Below are 22,795 nucleotides of genomic sequence, written 5' to 3' on the forward strand. Positions count from 1 at the left end.
TCAGGTGACGGGGGACGTGGTGAAAGCGGTGAAAGCGGCGGCGAGTGGGACTCGGAGCCGGGGTCAGAGGGGGATGTTGTCATGCTTCTTGGGCGACTCGGGACGGGCGTCGTTCTTGGCGCGCAGCGCGGCCAGTGAGTCGACGATGACGTTGCGGGTGTCCTCAGGGGCGATGACGGCGTCGATCTCTCCGATGGCCACGGCCTTGTCGGGGTTGATGACGGCATCGGTGTACTCGGCCACGAGCCGCTCGTGCTCGGCGGCGGCGGCCTCCTCCCCCTGCTCGTCACGGACCTTGGCCAGGTCGCGGCGGTGGATGATGCCCACGGCACCGGTAGCGCCCAGGACGGCAATCTCAGCCCCCGGCCAGCAGAAGTTGAGGTCGGCGCCGATGGCCTTGGAGCCCATGACGATGTAGGCGCCGCCGTAGGCCTTGCGCAGGACGATCGTCACCAGTGGCACGGTGGCGGTGGCGTAGGCGTTAATGACCTTGGCGCCACGGCGGATGATGCCGGCGTGCTCCTGCTCGGCTCCGGGACGGTAGCCGGGGACGTCGACGAAGGTGACCACCGGCAGTCCGAAGGCGTCGCAGAAGCGCACGAAGCGGGCGAGCTTCTCGGAGGCGTCGACGTCCAGGGTGCCGGCGTCCACCAGCGGCTGGTTGGCGACGATCCCCACCGGGCGGCCCTCGAAGCAGGCGAAGCCGACCACGACGTTGGGGGCGAACTCCTCCTGGACCTGGACGAGCTCACCATGGTCGACGACGGCTGACACCACCTCGACGACGTCATAGGCCTGCCGGGTGGAGGCAGGCACGATCTCGCCGACGCTGCGGGCAGCCTCAGCGTCGGCCTGGGCGTCGGCGTCGTCGTAGGCGTACAGGGGGGCACTGACCTCGGCCGAGGAGGGCAGGTAGGCCAGGAAGGTGCGGACCTGCCCCAGCGCGTCCTCCTCATCGTCGGCCACGTAGTGGACGACGCCGGAGACCGAGCCGTGGATCTTCGCACCGCCGAGGTCCTCGGCGCTGATCTGCTCACCGGTCACGGCGCGTACGACGTCGGGGCCGGTGACGAACATGTGGGAGGCCTGGCGGGTGGCGATGACGAAGTCGGTCAGGGCCGGGCTGTAGACGGCGCCACCGGCGCAGGGTCCCAGGATGACGCTGATCTGCGGGACCAGCCCGGAGGCGGCGCAGGTGCGGTTGAAGATGCGTCCGTACTGGCGCAGAGCGCCCACGCCCTCCTGGATCTTGGCGCCACCGGAGTCAATGAGCCCGATGACGGGGATGCGCAGGCGCAGGGCGTCGTCCAGGAGGCGGACGATCTTGTCCCCCTCGATGGTGCCCAGGGCGCCGCCAGAGACGGAGAAGTCCTGGGAGTAGACCGCCACCTGCCGGCCGTCAATCTGACCGAAGCCGGTGACGACGCCTGAGGGTCGGGCCTTGTCGCCGGCGCCCGAACCGGTGTAGCGGCCGATCTCCAGGAAGGTGGAGTCGTCGAGCAGGTCGTTGATGCGCTCGCGGGCGGTGCGCTTGCCCTTGGCGTGCTGACGGGCGGCGGCGCGCTCCTCCGCCTCCCGGTCGACGCGGGCGATGCGCTGGCGGAAGGCGGTGGTGGCGACCGAGTCGGCCATGGTGCTTCCCGGGGCCGGTGTCTCGGCAGGCGCTCCGGGGCCGGAGAGGGGATCGGTGGTCACGGTTCAGGCCTCCTCGGAGCCGTTCTCGGGGGTGTGCATGCGCACCAGGACGTCGCCGGCAGAGACGGTGCGTCCGGCGCTGACGGGGATCTCCGAGATGGTGCCGTCGCTGGGTGCGTGGACGTAGTTCTCCATCTTCATGGACTCCAGGACCACGAGCAGGTCGCCCTGACAGACCTGCTGGCCCGGCTCCACACAGATACGGGTGACGATGGCCTGCATAGGGGCAGCGATGACGCCGGGCTCACCGCCGGCGGTCCCGGTATCACCGGGAGCTGCGCCTCGAGGTGAGCGGGTCCCGCCCGAACGGCCGCGCAGCGGCTGGGCCCGGTTGCTGCGGGAGCTGAAGCCTCGCGCCGGGACGGAGGGGGCGAGGATCCCGTCGGGCAGGGTCAGCTGCATGCGGCGGCCGTTGAGCTCGATGATGTAGCTGGAGCGGGTGCGCGGGTTGGTGGCCGTCTCCGGGGAGCCGTCGGCCTGCGACGTCGCCGCGGCGTCGTCGAGATCGGGCAGCACCTCCTTCTCGATCCACCGCGTGGTCACGGCCAGCCGCCCGGCGCTGTCGGGTGCGGTGAAGTCGGGGCGGGTGAGGACCTCGGCGTGCAGGGCGGTGCAGACGGTGACGCCTTCGACCACCGTCTCCCGCAGGGCACGCCGGGCTCGGGCGATGGCCTGCTCCCGGCTGGCGCCGGTGACGATGATCTTGGCGAGCATCGGGTCGAACAAGGGGGTGACGACGTCGCCTTCGGTGACTCCGGACTCGATGCGGATCCCAGGGCCGGCCGGCCAGCGCAGGCGGGTGATGGCGCCGGTGGAGGGGGCCAGACCGCGCGTGGGGTCCTCACAGGTGATGCGCAACTCGAGGCTGTGACCGCGGGGCTCGTTGACCTGCCCGAGGTGACCGCCCTCGGCGATGCGCAGCTGGACCTCGACCAGGTCGGTGCCGGTGACCTCTTCGGTGACGCAGTGCTCCACCTGAAGACGGGGGTTGACCTCCAGGAACCAGACATCGCCCTCGGGGGTCAGGAGGAACTCGCAGGTGGCCACCCCGACGTAGTCGACCGTCTCCAGGAGGCGATGGGAGGCCTCGACGAGACGGTCGTGAACGCCCTCAGGCAGGAAGGGGGCAGGAGCCTCCTCGAGGAGCTTCTGGTTGCGTCGCTGCAGGGAGCAGTCGCGGGTGGAGACCACGGCGAACCCGCCGTGGCAGTCGCGGGCGCACTGAGTCTCGATATGGCGTGCGGCCGTGACGAACCGCTCCAGGATGAGGGTTCCGCCGCCCTGCGCCGCGGACTCGAAGGCCGGGGTGGTCCTGACCTCGTCGTCGTTGTGCAGGACGGTGATGCCGCGGCCGCCACCGCCGTCAGTGCGCTTCAGGGCGACCGGGTAGCCGTGGGCGGCGGCGAAGGCGATGACGGTCTCGGCGTCGGTGACCGAGTCGGTGATGCCCGGCACCGGGGCGACCTGGGCCCGCTCGGCGGTGGCCCGGGCGCTCATCTTGTCCCCGAGGGCATCCATGGCCTCAGGCGAGGGACCGACCCAGGTGATACCGGCATTGATGACGGAGCGGGCGAAGTCAGCGTCCTCGGACAGGAACCCGTAACCGGGGTGGATGGCGTCGGCGCCGGTGGCATGAGCCATCTCGAGCAGCGCCGCCGCGTCGGTGTAGGACGATCCCTCAGGCAGCGCGTAGGCCTCGTCGGCAAGTTCTGCCGCGGGGCTCATCAGGTCCTCGGGCGTGTACGGAAGGATCGACGTCGCCCCCAGATCGCGGGCGGTTCGCACGATACGCAGTGCGATCTCGCCACGGTTGGCGATGAGGATGCGGGAGAGGGTCACCAAGAGTCTCCTTACCTGGACTTACCTGGACGGTGCCGGGCTGGCGGCGGGCCCTCCTCGGGCCTGCGGGGTGGATCCGCACCTTCCCTGCAGTCGTCGAGGGGCAGCTCCACTGGACACCGACGTTACGTGGTCGGGGCACCACATTCCATTTGTGGAAACCTCACAAAGACCAAGAGTTGCGTTGGTGTAACAGTCGAGACCCCAGTGATAGGGCGGCATAACGGGGGCCTCACAAAGGCGCTCCTCGTCCCTCGAGCACCTTTGAGGTTTCCCACAAGCCTCGTGAGACGACGTGGCTCTACGTACCGGCTGCCACATCTGCATCACGAGCCTCTCCTCTAGCGGGGTGTCGATTCCAGCCACGGTCAGTTCCAGCCACGGTCAGTGCCCCCTCGGCGCCGTCAACGGCCGCTGCACGTGTCATGGCGGTGCGAGGAGGCCACCTCACGCAGCTGGCAGATGGCGGCCAGGGCGTCGTCGGCCCGGTAGACCGCTGAGCCGGCGACGAAGACATCCGCCCCGGCCTCGGCCGCGCGCTCAATGGACTGGATGGTGATGCCGCCATCGACCTGCACGCGCAGGTCGAGCCCTCTGGCGCCGACCAGCTCGCGAGCCCGACGGATCTTGGGCAGCATCGACTCGATGAAGGACTGGCCTCCGAAGCCCGGCTCCACGGTCATGAGCAGGAGGAGGTCGAACTCCCCCAGCACATCGGCGACGGTCTCCAAGGGGGTGGCGGGTCTCAGGGCGATGCCCGCGCCGGCGCCGAGCCGGTGGAGCTCGCGCGCCAGACGCACCGGCGCCGTCGTGGCCTCGGCATGGGGGGTGACGATCTGGCAACCGGCCTCGGCGTAGGCCGGTGCCCAGCGGTCGGCGTCGCGGATCATGAGGTGGGCGTCCACAGGCAGCGAGGAGTGGGCGAGCACCGCCTCGACCACCGGCAGCCCCCAGGACAGGTTGGGTACGAAGTGGTTGTCCATGACATCGACATGGATCCCGTCGGCGCCTCGGGCGCCGTCGTCTCCCGTGACCCGGTCGAGCTCGTCGGCCAGGTGGGCGATGTCGCAGTTGAGGATCGAGGGGTGGATGGCCGTCATCGGGATGCTCCTCATGATGCGCTGGTGCGGGTGGTCGGTCAGCTGGTGCGGCGCAGCAAGGCGCAGAACATGGCGTCGGTACCGTCGAGGTGGGGCCAGAGCTGAAGCGTCTCCCGGTCGGCTCCGGCCGGTGGCTGCGGGGCCAGACGGGTGGCGACGTCCCCAGCGTGCAGGGGCTCAGTGCGCAGGCCCTCGCGCTCCAGACGGCGCGTCACGTCACGCACCACGAGACTCGTCTCCAGGGTGTGCGGGGAGCAGGTCACGTAGGTCACCACTCCCCCTCGCCGCACGGCGCGCAGCGCGCTGGCCAGCAGCTCGCGCTGAAGCTCGGCCAGGACGGTGACGTCCCCCGGCTCTCGGCGCCAACGGGCCTCGGGGCGACGACGCAGTGATCCGAGGCCCGTGCAGGGGGCGTCGACCAGGACCCGGTCGTAGGCGCCGGGCTCATCGCGGCCCAGGTCGCGTCCGTCGCCGCATCGCACCCTGGCCACGTCCGGCGCGATGGCGCGCAGAGCGGAGCGCACCAGGTCGGCCCGGTGGGGGCTGACCTCATTGGCCAGCAGACGGGCGCCCGTCTGCGCGGCCCTCGCCGCGAGCAGGGCGGCCTTGCCGCCGGGCCCGGCGCACAGGTCCAGCCAGTGCTCGTCGCGGCCCTCGAGGGGAGCATGCGCCGCCATGAGCGCCACCAGCTGGCTGCCCTCGTCCTCAACCCCGGCCCGCGAGTCGCGGATCGCCTCGATCCGGCCTGGGTCTCCCCCGACCATGACGACGGCGAGGGGACTGATCCTGCCCGGTCGCGGCTCGACGTCGTGGGCCCGGTCGGCCTTGCGAGCGACCTTGGCCAGCGCTTCTGGGGCGACGAGGCCGGGCCTGGCGCACAGCACCACCTCGGGGTCGACGTTGTCCGCCGCCAGGAGCGCTTCGAGCTCATCGCCGCTGCGGCCGTGAGTGGCCAGGGCCTGACGCAGCGCCTTGACGATCCACTCCGGGTGCGACTGAATGCGGGCCAGAGCGGCCGTCTCATCGGGTGCGTCCCGGCGCAGCACCGCCATCCAGGAGTCCAGGTCCCGCTCACTGAGCCGACGCATGACCGCGTTGACGAAGGTGGCTGCGCCGCGCCCGCAGGAGGCGGTGGCCAAATCCACGGTGGTGCTCACGGCGGCGTGCTGGGCAACCCTCATCCCCATGAGCTGGTGGGCCCCCAGGCGCAGGACGTCGAGCACGGCCGCGTCGATGCGCTCCAGGGGACGGTCCGTACAGGCAGCGATCATGGCGTCGTAGCGCCCCCGAAGCCGCAGGGTCCCGTAGGTCAGAGCGGTGGCGAAGCCGGCGTCGCGCCGATCCAGGTCGGCGGCCTCCAACAGCTCGGGCAGGAGAAGATTGGCGAAAGCGTCGTCGCGGCGAACACGGGTGAGTACCTCCAGAGCCACCTGACGCGCCGAGTCTGATCGGCCCCGCGCCGACGCACCCGTCTGCGGGCCGTCCTGCTTGAAGGCGCGCCGGCCCTGGGCGCGCCGGCCCTGGTGAGGACCGCCGCGCTCACTTCGCCTGCCGCGGTGCTCCCGGCGTCTGCCGGGCGCGTCGCCCCGTCCGCGGCCTGTGCCTCGCCGGTTCTCGTTGTGGCCGCCCGATGCGCCCCGGCGTGCCGATCGTTCCCCCATCAGCTCATTGCCTCACCGTCGTCGTTCATCGCAGACGCGGCCCCCAGGACGGTCCCCGCCTCCGGTCGCGATCCCCGGGCCCAGGCATCGGCGGGCATCCACCTGCGCCCGGCGGGCGCGACCTGTCCCAGACGGACAGCGCAGTCCCCGGTTCCCACGAGAACCTCGTGCTTGGTGGCGCGCAGGTGACCGGGCAGGAGATCGGTGACCTCCGGGACCGCGGTGACCGGCCCCAGGCGGAACCGTGCCCCCTGATATGTGGTGTGGGCGCCTGGCGCCGGACTGACGCCCCGGATCCGGCGGTCGATGCTCAGTGCCGGATCCTCCCAGCGAATCTGGCCGTCGGCGGAGGAGAGCGTGGGTGCCAGTGTGGCCAGCGCGTCATCCTGCGGCTCGGGGCGCACGCTGCCGTCCTCAACGGAGCGCAGCACGTCGAGGACCAGGGGCGCTCCGGCGCGCGCCAGCCGCTCAAGCAGGTCCCCGCTGGTATCCCGACCACTGATGGCCTCGGTGACTCGGCCGTAGACGGGACCGGTGTCGAGCCCCTCCTCGAGCCGGAACACGCAGGCCCCGGTGACCTCCTCACCGGCGATGACCGCCCGCTGGACCGGCGCGGCTCCGCGCCACGCGGGCAGCAGCGAGAAGTGCAGGTTCAACCAGCCGTGCTCAGGCACGTCCAGCAGATCGGCCGGGACCAGGCGACCGTAGGCGACCACGACGGCGACGTCGGCCCTCAGGGCGCGCACCCAGTCGCGCACGTCGCCGGCCTGCTCGCCCTTGAGGGTGGCCGGGGTGCGCACGTCGAGCCCCGCGCCGCGAGCCGTGGCCGCCACCGGTGAGGGGTGCAGCGTCCGGCCGCGTCCTTTTCGGGCGTCCGCCCGGGTCAGGACCCCGACGACGTCGTGCTCGCTGGCGATGAGGGCCTCCAGGGTGGGCAGGGCGGCCTCGGGGGTTCCGGCGAAAAGCACACGCATGCGCCTGAGTCTAAGGCTCGAAGTCACCCAGTGCGGGGTTCAGCGCCGGCCCGGCGTGGGGAGTAGCCCCAAGGCGATGAGCTCGGAGCGCAGCCGTCCTGAGCCGGTGAAGCGATGGGTGCGAAGCCCCAGCCGGCCGGCCGCCTCGATGTTGACCGGCGAGTCGTCGATGAACAGAGTGCTGGGGGCCTGGAGGCGGTAACGGCTCAGCAAAAGCTCGAAGGCGGCGGGGTCCGGTTTGGTCAGGTGCTCGCGTCCGGAGACGACGACACCGACGAAGCGCTCGAGCTGGGGAACCAGGAGCCTGGCCGCCTCGAAGGGCTCGGCGTCGAAGTTGGTCAGCCCGTACAGCGCCACGCCTTCCTCAAGGAGCTCGTCGAGCAGGGCCTCCATCCCGGGAACGGGGCCGGTCAGTGAGGCGGCGAAGCGCTCGCGGTACAAGGAGAGGATCTCCACCCAGTCAGGGCGGTCGGGGTGGGCTCGGGCGTAGTCGGTGAGCACCTGGTCGAAGGGCTCCCCCCGGTCCAGGCGCTCGTTCCAGGACAGGAACCCGCCGTCGACCACGAACTCCTCCCAGGCGTCGGCCGAGACATATCCAGCGACGGCCGCGATGGGCTCCCAGGCGTACAGGACGTTGCCGTAGTCGAGGACGACGGCGCTCACGGAGTCGGAGGAGGCGGCGGTTCTGAGAGCCGGGATCAGCGCATTCACATCCGGCATCGTCCCATGCCTGCGCCGTCGGGGTCTCAGGTGACCCCGACCGGGCCGGAACTCCTCTGACGTTTGTAAGTCTTCTACTGACGCTGGGCTGCCTCGGTCGAAGGCCAGAGGCGTTCGAGAGCAGCTCCGAAAGTGGCGAAGTGCCTGGCGAGAGCAACATCACGTCTCGACGATGGCCGCTTGATCAACGTGCTCTGAGCTTCTTCCTACCAGGGGGTTTTCAGCCGTCAACGGTTCTGGTACGCTCGTACCAATCCGGTACGGTCGTACCACTTCGTTAGCCAGAGCGCACGATGCGCGTCATGATCCAGGTCAACGACACGGTGCTGTGTCAGAGAGGGAATCATGGAATTCTCCGTAGATTCCGAAATCGGGAAGCTTCGCCAGGTCATCCTGCACAGGCCTGGTAACGAGATGCTCCGGCTCACTCCGCAGAACAAGGACCACCTCCTGTTCGACGACGTCCTGTGGCTTGAACGGGCCCAGGAGGAGCACGACCAGTTCGCGCAAGTCCTGACCGGTCGCGACGTCGAGGTGCTCTACCTCAGTGACCTTCTGGCTCAGACCCTGGAGATTCCCGAGGCCAGGGACTACGTCCTGGACCGGGTCGTCAACGAGAACACCAACGGCCCCAGCGCCACCGAACCGCTGCGCGCCCTGACCGACGGGCTGTCCGGAGCTGAGCTGGCCGAGGTGCTCATCGCCGGGATCACGAAGGCCGAGCTGCTCGAGCGCGCCCCCTGCCCGGACTCGCTCGTGCTGGCCTCCATGGGCGACGACGACCTGCTTCTGCCGCCTCTGCCCAACCACCTCTTCACTCGCGACACGTCCTGCTGGATCTACAACGGGGTGTCCATCAACTCGATGATGATGCCGGCTCGCAAGCGCGAGACCATCAACTACGAGGCGATCTACCGCTGGCACCCCCGATTCGCGGGCTCCGAGTTCCCCGTATGGTCCGAGGGCACGCAGGCCGGCCCCGCCACCGTCGAGGGTGGAGACGTCCAGATCATCGGCAACGGCGCCGTTCTGGTCGGAGTCTCCGAGCGCACCACCTCGCAGGGCATCGAGAGGCTCGCCAGCCGGCTCTTCGCCGGAGGCAAGGTGAACCAGATCGTCGCCGTCGAGATGAATCGGACGCGCGCCCAGATGCACCTCGACACGGTGATGACCATGGTCGATGTTGGCACGTTCACCATCTACGGCGGGCTGGGGAAGCTGCCGACGCTCACGCTGCGCCCGGACGGCGACAAGCAGATCAGCGTCACGAGCAACGCCCCCGAGGACATGTACCGTATCATCGCCCAGGCCCTGGGCGTTGGCGAGCTCAACGTCCTCATCACGCCCCAGGACTCGATGGCCGCCGCCCGTGAGCAGTGGGACGACGGCTCCAACTCCTTGGCCATCGCCCCCGGTGTCGTCGTCACCTATGAACGTAACGTCAACACCAACGACTACCTTACCTCCCATGGCATCGAGGTCCTGACCATTCCCGGCTCGGAGGTCGGTCGCGGTCGCGGCGGTCCTCACTGCATGAGCTGCCCAACCCTGCGGGACCCACTTGCCTGAGTCGGCCCTGGTCGGCACCTAAGAAGAACTGTTAGCACACCCACATACCGGACGAAGGAATCCTCATGACCCACCCCCTGCACAACCGCAGTTTCCTCAAAGAGCTCGACTTCACTGCCGAGGAGTGGAACAGCCTGCTTCAGCTGGCCGCCCAGCTCAAGGAGGACAAGAAGGCCGGCCGCGAGGTGAAGCGACTGACCGGTAAGAACATCGCCCTCATCTTCGAGAAGACGTCGACGCGCACCCGCTGCTCCTTCGAGGTGGCTGCCTACGACCAGGGCGCACAGGTCACCTACCTCGACCCCTCCGGCTCCCAGATAGGGCACAAGGAGTCCGTGGCGGACACCGCCCGGGTCCTGGGCCGCTTCTACGACGGCATCGAGTTCCGTGGCAAGAAGCAGGAGCACGTCGAGGCCCTGGCCGAGCTCTCGGGCGTGCCGGTGTGGAACGGACTGACTGACGAGTGGCACCCCACCCAGATGCTCGCTGACCAGCTGACCATGCTGGAGCACACCGATAAGCCGATCGAGAAGATCTCTTTCGCCTACCTCGGGGATGCCCGCAACAACGTCGCCAACTCGCTGCTCATCTCGGCGGCGCTCATGGGGATGGACGTGCGGATGGTGGCTCCCAAGGAGCTGCAGACCTCTGCCGAGGTGGTCGCTCAGGCCGAGAAGCTGGCCCAGAAGAGCGGCGCCCGCATCCTCATCACCGACGACACCGCCGAGGGTGTCAAGGGCGTCGACTTCCTCTACACCGACGTGTGGGTCTCGATGGGGGAGCCCAAGGAGGTCTGGGACCAGCGCATCGCCCTGCTCACGCCCTACCAGGTCAACGCCAAGCTGGTGGAGGCCACCGGCAACCCGGACGTGAAGTTCCTCCACTGCCTGCCTGCCTTCCACGACCGCAACACCACGGTGGGTGAGGACATCTTCGCCAAGACCGGCATGGACGGCCTGGAGGTGACCGACGACGTTTTCGAGACCGAGCGCAACGTCGCCTTCGACCAGGCCGAGAACCGTATGCACACCATCAAGGCCGTCATGGTCGCGACCCTCGGAGAGTGGGACTGAATCGTGAGAATCGTTGTCGCACTCGGAGGAAATGCCCTGCTGCGTCGGGGGGAGAAGCCTGACGCCAGCACCCAGATCCGTAATGTCGAGATCGCGGCCCACGAGCTGGCCAAGCTGGCGGAGAAGCACGAGCTGGTCCTGACTCACGGAAACGGCCCCCAGGTGGGTGTCCTGGCCCTGCAGTCCGCCAATGACGAGCGCCTCTCCGAGCCCTACCCCTTCGACACCCTCGGCGCCCAGACCCAGGGCATGATCGGCTACTGGCTGCTGCAGGCCATGCAGAACGCCCTGCCGGGGCGTCACGTGGCCGCCATGGTCAACCAGACCCTGGTGATGGCCGGCGACCCCGCCTTCTCCAACCCCACCAAGTTCGTCGGTGAGGTGTACACCAAGGAGGAGGCCGAGAAGCTGGCTGAGGAGCGGGGCTGGGTGGTCAAGCCCGACGGCGAGCACTACCGCCGTGTCGTCGGCTCCCCCATGCCGCAGCGCGTCATTGAGACCCGCCTGGTGCGCTCGCTGCTGGACGCCGGCGCGATCGTCGTCTGCTCCGGCGGTGGCGGTGTTCCCGTCGTCCGCAGCGAGGAAGGGAAGCTCAAGGGCATTGAGGCCGTTATCGACAAGGACCTCACCGCCTCCGTCTTGGCTGAGGCGCTCGAGGCCGATGCACTTCTCATCCTCACGGACGTTGATGGAGTGTTTAAGGACTTCGGAACCGAGAACCAGAAACAGGTTCCGCGGGCCACGCCGGCAGAGCTGCGTTCCATGGGACTTCCCAGCGGGTCCATGGGGCCAAAGGTTGAGGCGGTGTGCCGATTTGTTGAGCTGACTGGCGACATGGCGGCAATCGGACGTCTTGAGGACGCTGTCGCCATCATTGAGGGTCAGGCAGGAACTATCGTGACTCCCGGAGGTAACTATGGAGGACCCGACGATATCCATCCCCCGATTCCCGAGCAGCTCGACACTCGCATTCGCAGGGCCTGACCGGCACAACGGCATCGGTCTTTCGAGGAGGTGGTGAACGCCGTCAACCAGTAATGACCGTGCCGCGGTTCAGCAATCATTCTTATATTCAGATACTCCTACGGCCGCTTTCTCGGTTCCTTCAGAGTAGAATGATAGCGTTGAACCATAGACACATGACCTGTCTTCATTCACGCACCACACATCGAGCACAAAGGAGTGACTTACTCATGACGAAGATCGTCAACTCTTGGAACGACTTCGATCCGCTCAAGCACGTCATCGTCGGCCGTGCCGACTTCTCGGTTATTCCTCCCGAGGAACCCGCCACCTCCGAGAAGGTGCCGATCGACTCCGAGATGCGCGGCATGTGGGGCCCTCGTCCCACCGCCACCGTCGAGGCCGCCAACGAGCAGCTCGACAACTACGTCAAGATCCTCGAGGGTCTGGGCGTCAAGGTAGACCGCCCCACGCCGCTGCAGTGGAACCAGGCTATCCAGACGCCTGACTTCCGCACAGAGTCGGGCTTCACCCAGATGCCCCCGCGCGACATCCTGCTGACGATCGGTGACGAGATCATGGCATCGGCCAACTCGTTCCGCTGCCGCTACTTCGAGTACCTCGCCTACTGGCCCCTCATGAACCAGTACTTCGAGGAGGACCCGGAGTTCAAGTGGACCCAGGCCCCCCGCCCTCGGCTGACGGACAAGTCCTACAAGCATAACTACTACGACGAGCGGATTTCCCTGGAGGAGCGTCTCGAGCGCACCGCCGCCAAGGACTTCGTGACCACCGAGGTCGAGCCGATGTGGGACGCCGCCGACGTCATGCGTGTGGGTAAGGACTTGTTCATCCAGCACGGTCTGACCACCAACCGCAAGGCGATGGAGTGGTTCAAGCGCTACTACCCGGACCTGCGGGTGCACGCGGTGAACTTCCCCGGCGACCCCTACCCGATTCACATCGACGCTACCTTCGTGCCGCTGCGGCCCGGGCTCATCATCAACAACCCGCACCGCCGCCTGCCCGAGGAGCAGCGCAAGATCTTCGAGGCCAATGACTGGCAGATCGTTGACGCGGCTCCCCCGGCCCACGAGGTTCCGCCGCCGCTGTGCTACTCCTCCGTCTGGCTGTCCATGAACTGCCTCGTCATCGACCACAAGACCGTGTGCGTCGAGGCCAGCGAGGTCCACCAGATGGAGCAGATGGACAAGCTGGGTATGAACGTCATCCCGGTTCCCTTCCGTGACGCCTACGCCTTCGGCGGTGGTCTCCACTGCGCAACGGCGGACGTCTACCGCGAGGGGGGCTGCGAGGACTACTTCCCCAACCAGGTCGCTGACCCGACTCTGGTCTGATCTCAGGGGTGCGGGGCGGTAGCTCATGGACCGGGCTACCGCCCCGCACTGTTCCCGGCTCTGCTCTTCGTAGCGCGGTCAGTGGACACTCCATAGGACTGGGAAGGTCCACCTGACCGCGTAAGACTCGGCAAGGATGCCGATCCGTCGCGCACGCCGGGGGGAGAACTCAGGAGACTCAACTGCCATGTCACAGACTTCGTCCGCTGAATCCTCTGTCACAGAGTACGTGATGAACAAGAAGCTTGGCGCCATTGCCATGCTTCTCTCCGCCACCGGGATGGGGCTCGTCGGCACCATCAGTCGCGGCGCGACCGCCGGCCTCGCTCATGCCGACAAGTCCGTCATCGGATCGTTCCTGGCCTTTGGGCGCATGAGCGTCGGACTGCTCGGATTCATCCTCATCCTCGTCTTCGCCCGGAAGGTTGGCCTGTTCCGCCGCACCCGTTTGAGTACCACCGTGATCCTGGGAGGAGTGAGCATCGGCCTGTCCCTGGGCTGCTACATCTCCTCGACATTGATGACGACCATGACCAATGCCGTCTTCCTCATCTACACTGGACCCCTGTTCTGTGCGTTGCTCGCACGTATCTTCCGAAAAGAGAAGATCAGTGTGCTCTCTGGAGTCTTCCTGTCCCTTGTGTTCTTAGGCATGCTGCCGACCATTGGCATCATCGACATCAAGAACGGGAGCCTGACTTTCGGACTGGATCTGTCAACCGGGAATCCTAAGTTTCCACAGAAGAGCCTGGGAGACCTTTTAGGACTCTTGTCAGGTGTCTTCTATGGCCTGGCCCTGTTCTTCTATGGGTACCGCAAGGATGTCGATTCAGTTGTCCGCGGTGTCTGGAACTTCTTCTGGGCCTCCTGCGCGACGCTGGCGATGTCCATTGTCTTGCGTCCTTGGCATGGGGTCGCCTCCTTCACGGCCGGCAACTGGATGTGGGCAGTGGTCCTCTTCCTCGTCTGCGGCCTCTTCGCACTGGGATTCTTGGTTGTTGCAGGGCGCAACCTGCCTGCAGTGGAGTACTCGACGATCTCTTACTGGGAGTGTGCAGTCGTCATTGTGTGCAGTCTTCTCATCTGGAAAGAGCAACTCAGTCCTATGGGAATCATCGGAGGACTGCTCATTGTTGGCGGGGGCCTCGCCCCGATCGTCGTGGATGCCGTTTCTCGAAAGTCACGCCCCTCCATGGCCTGATGATCATGTGATCCTGTCTGCCTGAGTCAACTTCCTGCAGGCGGACAGGACCACATGTATAATCATCAACGTCTCTTCAGGAGCATTATCACGTCATCGTCGACATCCACCGAGCCGGAGCCATAGGTTATGAATACCGTCCACTCAGGAAGCACGAACGGCCATCGCCCGAATTCAGAACGAAGTCTCGCATTGAGGCGCGCAGCAAAAGCGAGCTTCATTGGCAACTTCATTGAGTGGTTCGACTATGCCTCGTACGGATACCTGGTCACCGTCATTGGTCACGCCTTCTTCCCAGAGGCGGACAAATCGGTGCAGCTTCTCTCGACATATGCAGTATTCGCGATGTCATTCATTTTGCGCCCTATCGGAGCTGTTGTATGGGGGGCCTGGGGTGACCGTTGGGGACGCCGCTGGGCACTGTCCTGGTCGATTCTCATCATGTCCGGGTCGACATTCTTCATCGGACTTCTTCCTACATACTCGGTTATCGGAATGGCAAGTGCCATTGGCCTGCTTGTCCTGCGAATGATTCAGGGGTTCTCCGCCTCAGGCGAGTATGCAGGCGCTGGAACCTTCCTGGCAGAGTATGCCCCTCCGTCGCGCCGCGGGATATACACGTCTCTGGTTCCCGCCTCCACCGCTTGTGGTCTACTTGCCGGCTCTCTCACAGTCACGGGGATGTTCACAGTCCTGAGTGACAACGCAATCAACACCTGGGGGTGGCGAGTCCCCTTCCTCCTGGCAGGGCCATTGGGACTCATCGGCCGCTACATCCGGGTGCATCTGGAGGACTCCCCCGCATATCAGGAGATGCGGGCAGAGATGCCGCAGGAGCAGAAGACCGCCAGCTGGTCCGAGCCGCTGCGCCTGCTGCTGCACGACCACCTGCGTGAGACACTCATCACCTTCGGAGTCTCCTGCCTCAATGCAGTTGCGTTCTATATGCTTCTCACGTATATGCCGACATATGTCCATGAAGAGCTCGGGTTCTCTCAGGACACCTCCACCTTGGCGACCTCTGTGATGCTGGTCGTGTACATTGCGGCGATCTTCCTCATGGGGCACCTGTCGGACTCCTTCGGACGCCGACGGATGCTCATCGCCGCTTGCGTCGCATTCATCGTTCTCACCATCCCGTTGTTCGTAGTCATGATGAAGGCCGCGGGCATGCTTGCAGTGGTGATCCTGTGCGAGATTGTCTTCGCTATAGCTCTGACTGCTAATGATGGAACACTGGCCACCTTCCTGGCGGAGTCCTTTCCGACCAACGTGCGCTACTCGGGTTTCGCCCTGTCCTTCAACGGGGCCAACGCGCTTCTTGGTGGGACGACACCGTTCATTGTCACCTGGCTCATCAAGGTCACCGGCTCTTCCCTGGCGCCGGCGGTCTATCTCACGGTGATCGCGATGATCGCCATGGTGGCAATCCTCCGTTCTCGTATGATTCATGGGTCGGAGCTGACTGAGGATCAGGCTCAGTCCTGAGCTCGAGTGGCTCACTGAGAGCATGTGGTGACAGGTCGAATATAGGCCGCTTCTTTACGAGGCCATTATCACCGTCTTGTTACGGACATCAACGCGTTATCATCGTAAGATGATGAGCATGGCTAGTACCGACGCAGATGCTGCTGGAGAGGCGGCAAGTAGTGACGCCTCTGTACCCGCAGGCTCTCGAGCAGAATCGCGAGTGACACCGCGCGGTGAGGGCCGGCGTCAGGCCATCATCGAAGCCGCGGCCGCCATCATCCGTGAGTCCGGCCCTTCCGCAGTCAGCCATCGCAGTGTCGCCAAGCGAGCCGGGTGCTCCTTGTCCGCGACAACCTATTACTTCGACGGCTTGGAGGATCTCCTCCATCAAGCGGGGCTGGTCAATATTGGACTGTGGGCCTCCCGCGCGGAGGATGTCGCCGACCGGGTGGAGGCCTTCAAAGGTGTTCCAGACCTCTCCCAGCGGGTGCGGTTCATCCTACAGGCGACCCTTCCCGCCCATGGCGCCTACTTCGGGCACTATCTTCAGCTCATCTCAGCCAGCCAGGCGTCACCGGTCAAACACGCCTACCGCCAGGGACGGCAACGTCTCAATGCCGCCCTGCGTCGTGTGCTGCGCCAGCTCGACAGCCCGCTCGAGCCGGAGATGGTCATCGCCATCGTTGACGGTGCGGCCGTCACCGCCCTCAGCGAGGGGTGGAACGTCAAGTCGACCGCAGCAGGACTACTGACGGATCTCATCTCCCTGGCCCGCGGCATGCCGCCCTTCCAGGCGCCAGGTGCCACGGCGCGCTCCACTTCGACCCCTACCGCTCATACGACCCGGCCCGCCACGGTCACGTCGAGTAGCTCCGCAGGCTAGGGCCCTGCCGGCTGGTCTCACTCCTCGTCAGTTCTTCCAAGCCTTCTCACCACAAACGGGTGGGATCGAGCTCAACACGCACCAGCTCCTCGCGCCGGGCAGAGCGGTCATGCAGCCTCACCCCGAGCATGGTGGCAAGTGCCTTGCCGCGTGACAGCGGAGCGCGCACCAGGGCTCTGGCCATGCCGGAGGGCACCTGACCGCGAACGGGTGGTGGGGCCACCGGACCCAGTACCTCAAAACCATCGGCTTCGGCCTGCGCCAGGAGGGTCTCCACACCGCCTACCGGGCCGTCCAGGCGTGCCACTCGCCATGCGGGTGGAAGGTGCAGGTCAGCTCGCTCCAGTAGGTCTCTGCGCGCGAAGCCCGCCTGGTCCCATCTCACGAGGGCCTGCGCCGCGACCGGATCCGGGCCGCCCAGGAGAATGACGCGGGCCGACGGCGCCGCCAGCGCCACTGCATTCGACCACTGGCGCAGTGCTTCACCTCCTGCCCCCAGGTCGGGGCGTGAGGACAGTGCGCCGCCGTCGAGCAGCAGGACGGCCCGGTATCCGCCCTCGGCCACCGGCTCTGCTCCGGGTGTGGCCACGACGAGGCGTGGCGTGTTGTCGACCTGGTCCACGACGCCGTGGGCCTCCCTCGCTCCTGAGACCACTACGGGGACACCGGGAAAGGCCCGCCCCAGCTCCTCCCCCGTGCGCGTGGAACCGACCGTCGCCATCCTCAGTCCATGGCCGCCGCACTCGGGGCAGTCCCACTGCCCCACCGTACGAGCACACCAGCGGCAGGAGGTGCGACCTCGATGGTCCATCGCCAACGGGCCTCCGCAGACGGAACAGTGAGCAGCAGAGCGACACTGGGCACAGGCCACCAACGGTGCGTACCCGGCGCGCGGCACCTGAACGAGCACTGGTCCGTCCTGCAGGGCGCGCCGCAGTGCTCGATGGGCGAGTGACGGGATGCGGGCCGCTCCGGAAGCGCCCTCCCGGTCCAGCTCAGCCGGGCCAGGAGCCGCTACGCGAGGCACCACGGCGCGCACAACGTGTCGGGAAGCTGCCAGGCTCTGACACCATCCCTGTTCGACGAGCGATTGCGCTTCCACGGAGCGAGTGAATCCTCCGATGAGCAGGCCGGCTCTCTCCAACGTCGAGCGCAGGGCGAGGACCGTGCGCGTATGGCTGTAGGGGGCGTGAGGCTCCTCCAGCCGGTTGTCCCCGTCGTCCCAGACGGCTGCTAGACCGAGCCGGTGCACCGGGGCGAAGGCCGCCGACCTGGTGCCAACAACCACCCGGGCTCGCCCCAGCAGCAGAGCCATAAACGCCCGATAACGGCGTGAGGGCCCATGCTCGGCCGAGAGCACCACCACCGGTTCCCCCTCCAGGTCGCGCCTGAGCCGGGCAGCGAGGGTCTCAGCCTGATGAGTTGTCGCCACCACGATGACGGCGCTGCGAGAGCTCGCCAAAGTAGCCTGGACGGCCCGGGCCAGGCACACCTGCCACGGCTCAACTACCGGGGCGGACCGACCGTCGTCGCACGACGAACGTGCTTCGGGCGGCCGCAACTGCGCCGGCAGTGCGGACCAGACCGCGCGTGGAGCCTCACCGTGGGCCAACCGGTTCAGGTACTCCTCACCGCCGTCGTAAGGGCGCCAGCTGGGCTCGCTCGAGGACGGCGGCTCCCAGGTGGGAAGGTCGAGGGGAGCCTTGTCCCTCTCGACCTTCTCAGTCGTGGCGTGCCTGGCCGGAACCGCAAGACGGATGACGTCGGAGCGTGTCCCGCAGCAGCGGGAGGCGACAGCCTCAATGAGACGGCGTGAGCCCTCCGGAAGGACCGGGAGGTCGGAGACCACTCGGCGCAGAGCAGTCAGCCGGCCGATATGGGTTGTCGTGGCCCCCCGCTCCCAGATCCATCCGCGCATCTCCTGCTCGCCGAATCGAACCATGACCCGGGTGCCGGGAAGGGCCTGCTGCGCCAGCGCCGCGGGCACCAGGTAGTCGAAGGTGCGGTCGAGGTGCGGCACTGGGAAGTCCAGGAGAACCCTGGCCACGGGGTCATGGACTCCGGCCACGGTCACCGTGCGCTGACCGGGCTCCGGCAGCTCCAGCAGCTCGCCCTGCCCGCTCACCCCATGACCACGCCCGGGCCCCTCGGACTGCCCGGAGGCAGAAGCAGCGTCGTCGTAGTCGATTGCCATACAAGCCCTCGGAAGTCTCCCGACCTGAGTACAGGGGACTCAGACAGCCTGGCGCAGCGCCTCGACGCGGTCGGTGGCCTCCCAGCTGAAGCCGGGGCGCCCGAAGTGGCCGTAGGAGCTGGTGGCACGGTAGATGGGACGCAGCAGATCGAGGTCGCGCACGATCGCGGCCGGACGGAGGTCGAAGACCTCGTTGACAGCCTTCATGATGCGCTCCTCAGAAACCGTTGCCGTCCCGAATGTCTCCACATAGACGCCCACGGGGTGGGCGGAGCCAATGGCGTAGGCCACCTGAATCTCACACCGTCTGGCCAGTCCCGCTGCGACGACGTTCTTGGCGACCCAGCGCATGGCGTAGCTGGCGGAACGGTCCACCTTCGAGGGATCCTTGCCGGAGAAGGCGCCCCCGCCGTGACGGGCCATTCCGCCGTAGGTGTCGACGATGATCTTGCGTCCCGTCAGCCCCGCGTCACCTGCCGGACCGCCGATGATGAACTGTCCCGAAGGATTGATGAGGACCTCGGTGTCGGCGGTGTCGAGATCGGTGCCGGCCTCGGCCTCGGCGGCCAGCACCGGCTCGATGACCTCCGTGCGCAGAGCGTCGGTGAGCCAGGTACGAGTGCGGTCCGCATCGTGCTGGGTGGAGATGACCAGGTTGTCCAAACTCACCGGGCGCTGGCCGTCATAGCCGATCGTCACCTGCGTCTTGCCATCGGGGCGCAGTCCCGGGACGATGCCCTGCTTGCGCACGACGGCCAGACGCTCCGCCAGACGATGCGCCAGATGGATGGGCAGCGGCATGAGGGCCGCGGTGTCGTCACAGGCGTAGCCGAACATAAGCCCCTGGTCGCCTGCGCCCTGCAGGTCGAGAGGATCGATATCCGCGTCATCCCGGCGGGCCTCAAGCGACTTGTCGACTCCGGCCGCGATATCCGCGGACTGCTGCCCGATCGACACCGACACACCGCAGGAACGGGCGTCGAAGCAGACGTCTGAGGAGGTGTAGCCGATGGCGGAGATCTCCTGGCGAACGATCTCGGGGATCTCGACGTAGGCCCTCTCCGTGGTGACTTCGCCGGCCACGTGCACCAGGCCGGTCGTCACCATCGTCTCAACCGCGACGCGTGCGGTGGGGTCCTGCTCGAGGATGGCGTCGAGAATCGCATCTGAGACACGGTCGCAGATCTTGTCCGGGTGTCCTTCGGTGACCGACTCGGACGTGAACAGACGCAAGGAGGAACTCACCTGCCCATCGTAGTCACCGCAAGAACTGATCCGTCGTGGCGTTACCCACGAAAATGCGCAAAGCGGGCGTCAGGCCGCGTCTACCAGGTCAGCGGTCAGGGAGATGAGAAGACGGGCGACCTCCATCTTGCTGCCCTGTCCCCGTGCCACTTCCGTGCCGTGGGCATCCAAAACGACGACGGCATTGGGAACGTCTCCGAAGCCGAGCTCCTCCCCCACCGCGTTGACCGCCAGAAGGTGAGCCCCTTTGCGGCGGGCCTTGGCCCTGCCGTGGAAGAGCACGTCACCGTTCTCGTCCCCGGTCTCGGCGGCGAATCCGACGACGATCTGGCCGGGCCGAGGCGGGTCGCTCACCAGCCCGGCCAGGATGTCCGGGTTGGTGGTGAGCTCAATGGACATGACCGGTTCGCTGAGGTGATCCGATCCGGCGGGCATCTGCTTCTTGAGCTTGCTGGCGGCCACGGTGACGGGCCGGTAGTCGGCGACAGCTGCTGCCATGATGACGGCGTCGGCGTTGCGGGCGCTCTCGCGCACGGCTCGGAGCATGTCCGAGGCGGTACCGGCAGCAACAACGGTCACTTGCGCAGGCAGGGCGTTGAGCAGGTCGCAGGCCACGTGCGCCTGCACCAGCGTGACGCGGGCTCCCTGCTCGACGGCCGCCGCCGCCAGTGCGCAGCCCTGGCGCCCTGAGGAGCGATTTCCGAGATACCTCACCGGATCGATGGGTTCGCGTGTCCCGCCGGCCGAGATGACGAGGTGCCGCCCTTCCAGCCGCTTGTCGCCCTTCCCCGAGGCGTCCTGCGCTGCCGCGCCCCCGGCGGCGGGCTGTGTCACGGCAGCCAGGGCCTGCGACACGATCAACTCGGGATCGGGCATCCGTCCCACACCGGAGTCCTTGCCGGTCAGGCGCCCACTGTCCGGTTCGATAACCGTCAGACCGCGCTCGCGCAGCACGGCCACGTTCTCCCGGGTGGCGGGGTTGACCCACATCTGGGTGTGCATCGCCGGCGCCAGGACGATGGGGGCCTGGCAGGTCAGTATCGTCGCGGTGAGCATGTCGTCGGCCCGTCCTGCCCGCACCCGCGCCAGCAGGTCCGCCGAGGCCGGAGCGACCACGACGAGCTCGGCCCACTCGGCCACGGCCACGTGCTCGACCGCAGCCGGGTCGTCGAAGACCCCGGTGGATACCGTCCGGCCGCTGACCGCCGCAAGCGCCGGAGCACCGATGAACCTCAGCGCCGACTCGGTGGCCACCACCTTGACCTCGTGCCCGGCCTGACGCAGCAGTCGAACGACAAAGGGGGCCTTGTAGGCGGCGATCGACCCGGCCACGCCGACAACGACGCGCCGTGGCCGCTCGAGGGCGGTCACGGCGCGTTGACACACAGCGGTGTACGGCTCGTCCATGGCGAGCCCGGCTCAGAACTGGATGTCGTCGAGGCTGGTGGGAGTCTCGCCATCCTCAAGGGAGACCGGAGAATCCAGCGAGATATCGCTGAACATGTCGGCCTCGGCGGCCCGACGAGCCTCCTCGGCCTCGGCGCGGCGGGCGCGGGCCACGTCCCCGGGAATGACCTCGAGCTTGTCCTCGGCGATCTCACGCAGAGCGATGCCCAAAGACTTCTCACCGACCTCGGAGTCGACCAACGGACCGAAGAACTCGAACTGGTTGTCCTCGAGCTGCTGGGTGTAGGTGTTGATCTGGCGGGCGCGCTTGGCGGCCTCCACCACGAGCCCGTACTTGGAGTCGACCTTCTCCAGAAGGTCGTCGATCGGCGGGTTGGTGATGCCCTCGGGCTGGGGAGAGGTTCCGAGCATGTGCATGCCTCCGGTTCAATCTCGATAGTTCAGAGCCACGTTATTCTAACTGCTCAATCCCATGAGTCTCTCCAGTTCCGCGGTGGCGCTCGCCACGGTGTCATTGATGACAACGTGGTCGAATTCGCCGGCCGCGTCCAGCTCGGTGCGTGCCGTGGTCAGGCGCCGTTCCCGCTCTTGGGCATCTTCGGTACCGCGTCCGATGAGCCTGCGGACGAGCTCGTCCCAGCTCGGTGGCGCGAGGAAGACGAGGCGGGCCTCAGGCATCGCCCGGCGCACCTGTCGGGCGCCGGCCAGGTCGATCTCCAACAGTGCAGGGCATCCGGCATTGAGCCGATCCTGAACCGGGCCGCGGGGAGTGCCGTAGCGATGCACGCCGTGGACCAGGGCCCACTCCAGCATCTGGCCGCTGGCGACGAGCGAGTCGAAGTCCTCGTCGCTGACGAAGTGGTAGTGCACGCCGTCGACCTCACCGGGACGAGGTTGACGGGTGGTGGCCGAGATCGAGACGAACAGGTTGGGATGGCGTCTGCGCAGCTCCGCGACAACAGTGCCCTTGCCCACCGCGGTGGGACCGGCCAGAACGGTGAGGCGGGCGAGAGCAGGAACGGAGGGGTCTGTGGCAGCAACGTCGGTCATGGCCACATCATGGTCCATCGGGACCTGCCGGCACGACCCTGCGTCCGAGTGGATGGCCTAACCGAAGCGCTCCACCAGCGCTGCCCTCTGATTCGCCCCCAGTCCGCGCACCCGCCGGGACTCGGCGATATGCACATCGGCAAGGATGGCGTCAGCTGTTGTGGTCCCCACACGTGGCAGTGAGACGAGCAGTGCCCTGACCTTCATCTTGCCCAGGACATCATCTGTCTCTGAGGCGGTGAAGAACTCGGAGAGCTTGAGCTCCCCGTTCTTGAGCTCGGACTTGATACGGGCACGCTGCGATCGCGCAGCAGCCGCCTTCTCCAGTGCCTGAGCCCTTTGCTCGGGTGTCAGCGTTGGAAGCGTCATGGTGTGTCTCCTCCCGGTCGTATA

General features: G+C 66.8%; 19 protein-coding genes. 7 read left to right on the forward strand and 12 right to left on the reverse strand.

Annotation, left to right across the window (positions count from 1 at the left end):
- Positions 1-63: 63 nt before the first annotated feature.
- The 6 genes from RIV14_RS02340 to RIV14_RS02365 form a co-directional block, all read right to left on the reverse strand.
- Positions 64-1,632, reverse strand: a complete 1,569-nt coding sequence (locus RIV14_RS02340) for an acyl-CoA carboxylase subunit beta (protein WP_428978858.1) — start codon at positions 1,630-1,632, stop codon at positions 64-66.
- A 66-nt stretch (positions 1,633-1,698) separates the two neighbouring features.
- Positions 1,699-3,534: an ATP-binding protein gene (locus RIV14_RS02345; RefSeq protein WP_075372344.1), complete on the reverse strand. Its 1,836-nt coding sequence runs from the start codon at positions 3,532-3,534 to the stop codon at positions 1,699-1,701.
- 404 nt (positions 3,535-3,938) lie between these two features.
- A complete protein-coding gene (gene rpe, locus RIV14_RS02350; protein ID WP_075372343.1) occupies positions 3,939-4,634 on the reverse strand; it encodes a ribulose-phosphate 3-epimerase in 696 nt (231 codons plus the stop codon).
- Positions 4,635-4,672: 38 nt separating this feature from the next.
- Positions 4,673-6,064: an RsmB/NOP family class I SAM-dependent RNA methyltransferase gene (locus RIV14_RS02355; RefSeq protein WP_081381828.1), complete on the reverse strand. Its 1,392-nt coding sequence runs from the start codon at positions 6,062-6,064 to the stop codon at positions 4,673-4,675.
- Between the two features lie 230 nt (positions 6,065-6,294).
- Positions 6,295-7,269 carry a methionyl-tRNA formyltransferase gene (fmt, locus tag RIV14_RS02360; RefSeq protein ID WP_075372341.1) on the reverse strand — a complete coding sequence of 325 codons (975 nt, stop codon included), beginning with the start codon at positions 7,267-7,269 and terminating at the stop codon, positions 6,295-6,297.
- Positions 7,270-7,308: 39 nt separating this feature from the next.
- Positions 7,309-7,989, reverse strand: a complete 681-nt coding sequence (locus RIV14_RS02365; RefSeq protein WP_075372340.1) for an HAD family hydrolase — start codon at positions 7,987-7,989, stop codon at positions 7,309-7,311.
- 345 nt (positions 7,990-8,334) lie between these two features.
- On the opposite strand from RIV14_RS02365, the gene RIV14_RS02370 reads away from it, so the two are divergent.
- The 7 genes from RIV14_RS02370 to RIV14_RS02400 all read left to right on the forward strand — a co-directional run bounded on the left by RIV14_RS02370 (position 8,335) and on the right by RIV14_RS02400 (position 16,506).
- Positions 8,335-9,558, forward strand: coding sequence for an arginine deiminase (locus tag RIV14_RS02370; protein WP_075372339.1), 1,224 nt, complete (start codon positions 8,335-8,337; stop codon positions 9,556-9,558).
- Between the two features lie 65 nt (positions 9,559-9,623).
- A complete protein-coding gene (gene argF, locus RIV14_RS02375; RefSeq protein WP_075372338.1) occupies positions 9,624-10,631 on the forward strand; it encodes an ornithine carbamoyltransferase in 1,008 nt (335 codons plus the stop codon).
- A 3-nt stretch (positions 10,632-10,634) separates the two neighbouring features.
- On the forward strand, positions 10,635-11,615 hold the full coding sequence (arcC, locus tag RIV14_RS02380; RefSeq protein WP_075372337.1) for a carbamate kinase: 981 nt from the start codon (positions 10,635-10,637) through the stop codon (positions 11,613-11,615).
- 209 nt (positions 11,616-11,824) lie between these two features.
- Positions 11,825-12,952, forward strand: a complete 1,128-nt coding sequence (locus tag RIV14_RS02385) for a serine/threonine protein kinase (protein ID WP_075372336.1) — start codon at positions 11,825-11,827, stop codon at positions 12,950-12,952.
- Between the two features lie 187 nt (positions 12,953-13,139).
- Complete coding sequence (locus RIV14_RS02390; protein ID WP_075372335.1) at positions 13,140-14,153, forward strand: DMT family transporter; 1,014 nt, start codon at positions 13,140-13,142, stop codon at positions 14,151-14,153.
- Positions 14,154-14,282: 129 nt separating this feature from the next.
- Complete coding sequence (locus RIV14_RS02395; protein WP_075372334.1) at positions 14,283-15,641, forward strand: MFS transporter; 1,359 nt, start codon at positions 14,283-14,285, stop codon at positions 15,639-15,641.
- A 118-nt stretch (positions 15,642-15,759) separates the two neighbouring features.
- Positions 15,760-16,506 (forward strand): TetR/AcrR family transcriptional regulator, encoded by a 747-nt coding sequence (locus RIV14_RS02400; protein WP_256699264.1) that lies wholly within the window; start codon positions 15,760-15,762, stop codon positions 16,504-16,506.
- A gap of 46 nt (positions 16,507-16,552) precedes the next feature.
- Here RIV14_RS02400 and RIV14_RS02405 read toward each other — a convergent pair whose 3' ends face one another.
- From RIV14_RS02405 to mihF, 6 genes are all read right to left on the reverse strand, one after another.
- Positions 16,553-18,700 (reverse strand): primosomal protein N' family DNA-binding protein, encoded by a 2,148-nt coding sequence (locus tag RIV14_RS02405; RefSeq protein ID WP_081381827.1) that lies wholly within the window; start codon positions 18,698-18,700, stop codon positions 16,553-16,555.
- A gap of 39 nt (positions 18,701-18,739) precedes the next feature.
- On the reverse strand, positions 18,740-19,945 hold the full coding sequence (metK, locus tag RIV14_RS02410) for a methionine adenosyltransferase (RefSeq protein ID WP_075372332.1): 1,206 nt from the start codon (positions 19,943-19,945) through the stop codon (positions 18,740-18,742).
- Positions 19,946-20,014: 69 nt separating this feature from the next.
- Positions 20,015-21,352, reverse strand: coding sequence for a bifunctional phosphopantothenoylcysteine decarboxylase/phosphopantothenate--cysteine ligase CoaBC (gene coaBC, locus RIV14_RS02415; RefSeq protein WP_075372331.1), 1,338 nt, complete (start codon positions 21,350-21,352; stop codon positions 20,015-20,017).
- A gap of 12 nt (positions 21,353-21,364) precedes the next feature.
- Entirely contained in the window at positions 21,365-21,763 is a 399-nt protein-coding gene (rpoZ, locus tag RIV14_RS02420; protein WP_075372359.1) for a DNA-directed RNA polymerase subunit omega, read from the reverse strand.
- A gap of 45 nt (positions 21,764-21,808) precedes the next feature.
- Positions 21,809-22,402, reverse strand: a complete 594-nt coding sequence (gene gmk / locus RIV14_RS02425; RefSeq protein WP_075372330.1) for a guanylate kinase — start codon at positions 22,400-22,402, stop codon at positions 21,809-21,811.
- Positions 22,403-22,459: 57 nt separating this feature from the next.
- Positions 22,460-22,771 carry an integration host factor, actinobacterial type gene (gene mihF / locus RIV14_RS02430; protein WP_075372329.1) on the reverse strand — a complete coding sequence of 104 codons (312 nt, stop codon included), beginning with the start codon at positions 22,769-22,771 and terminating at the stop codon, positions 22,460-22,462.
- Positions 22,772-22,795: the final 24 nt, after the last annotated feature.

Origin of the sequence: Actinomyces acetigenes (assembly GCF_031296635.1) — a bacterium.
Taxonomy (GTDB): Bacteria; Actinomycetota; Actinomycetes; order Actinomycetales; family Actinomycetaceae; genus Actinomyces; species Actinomyces acetigenes.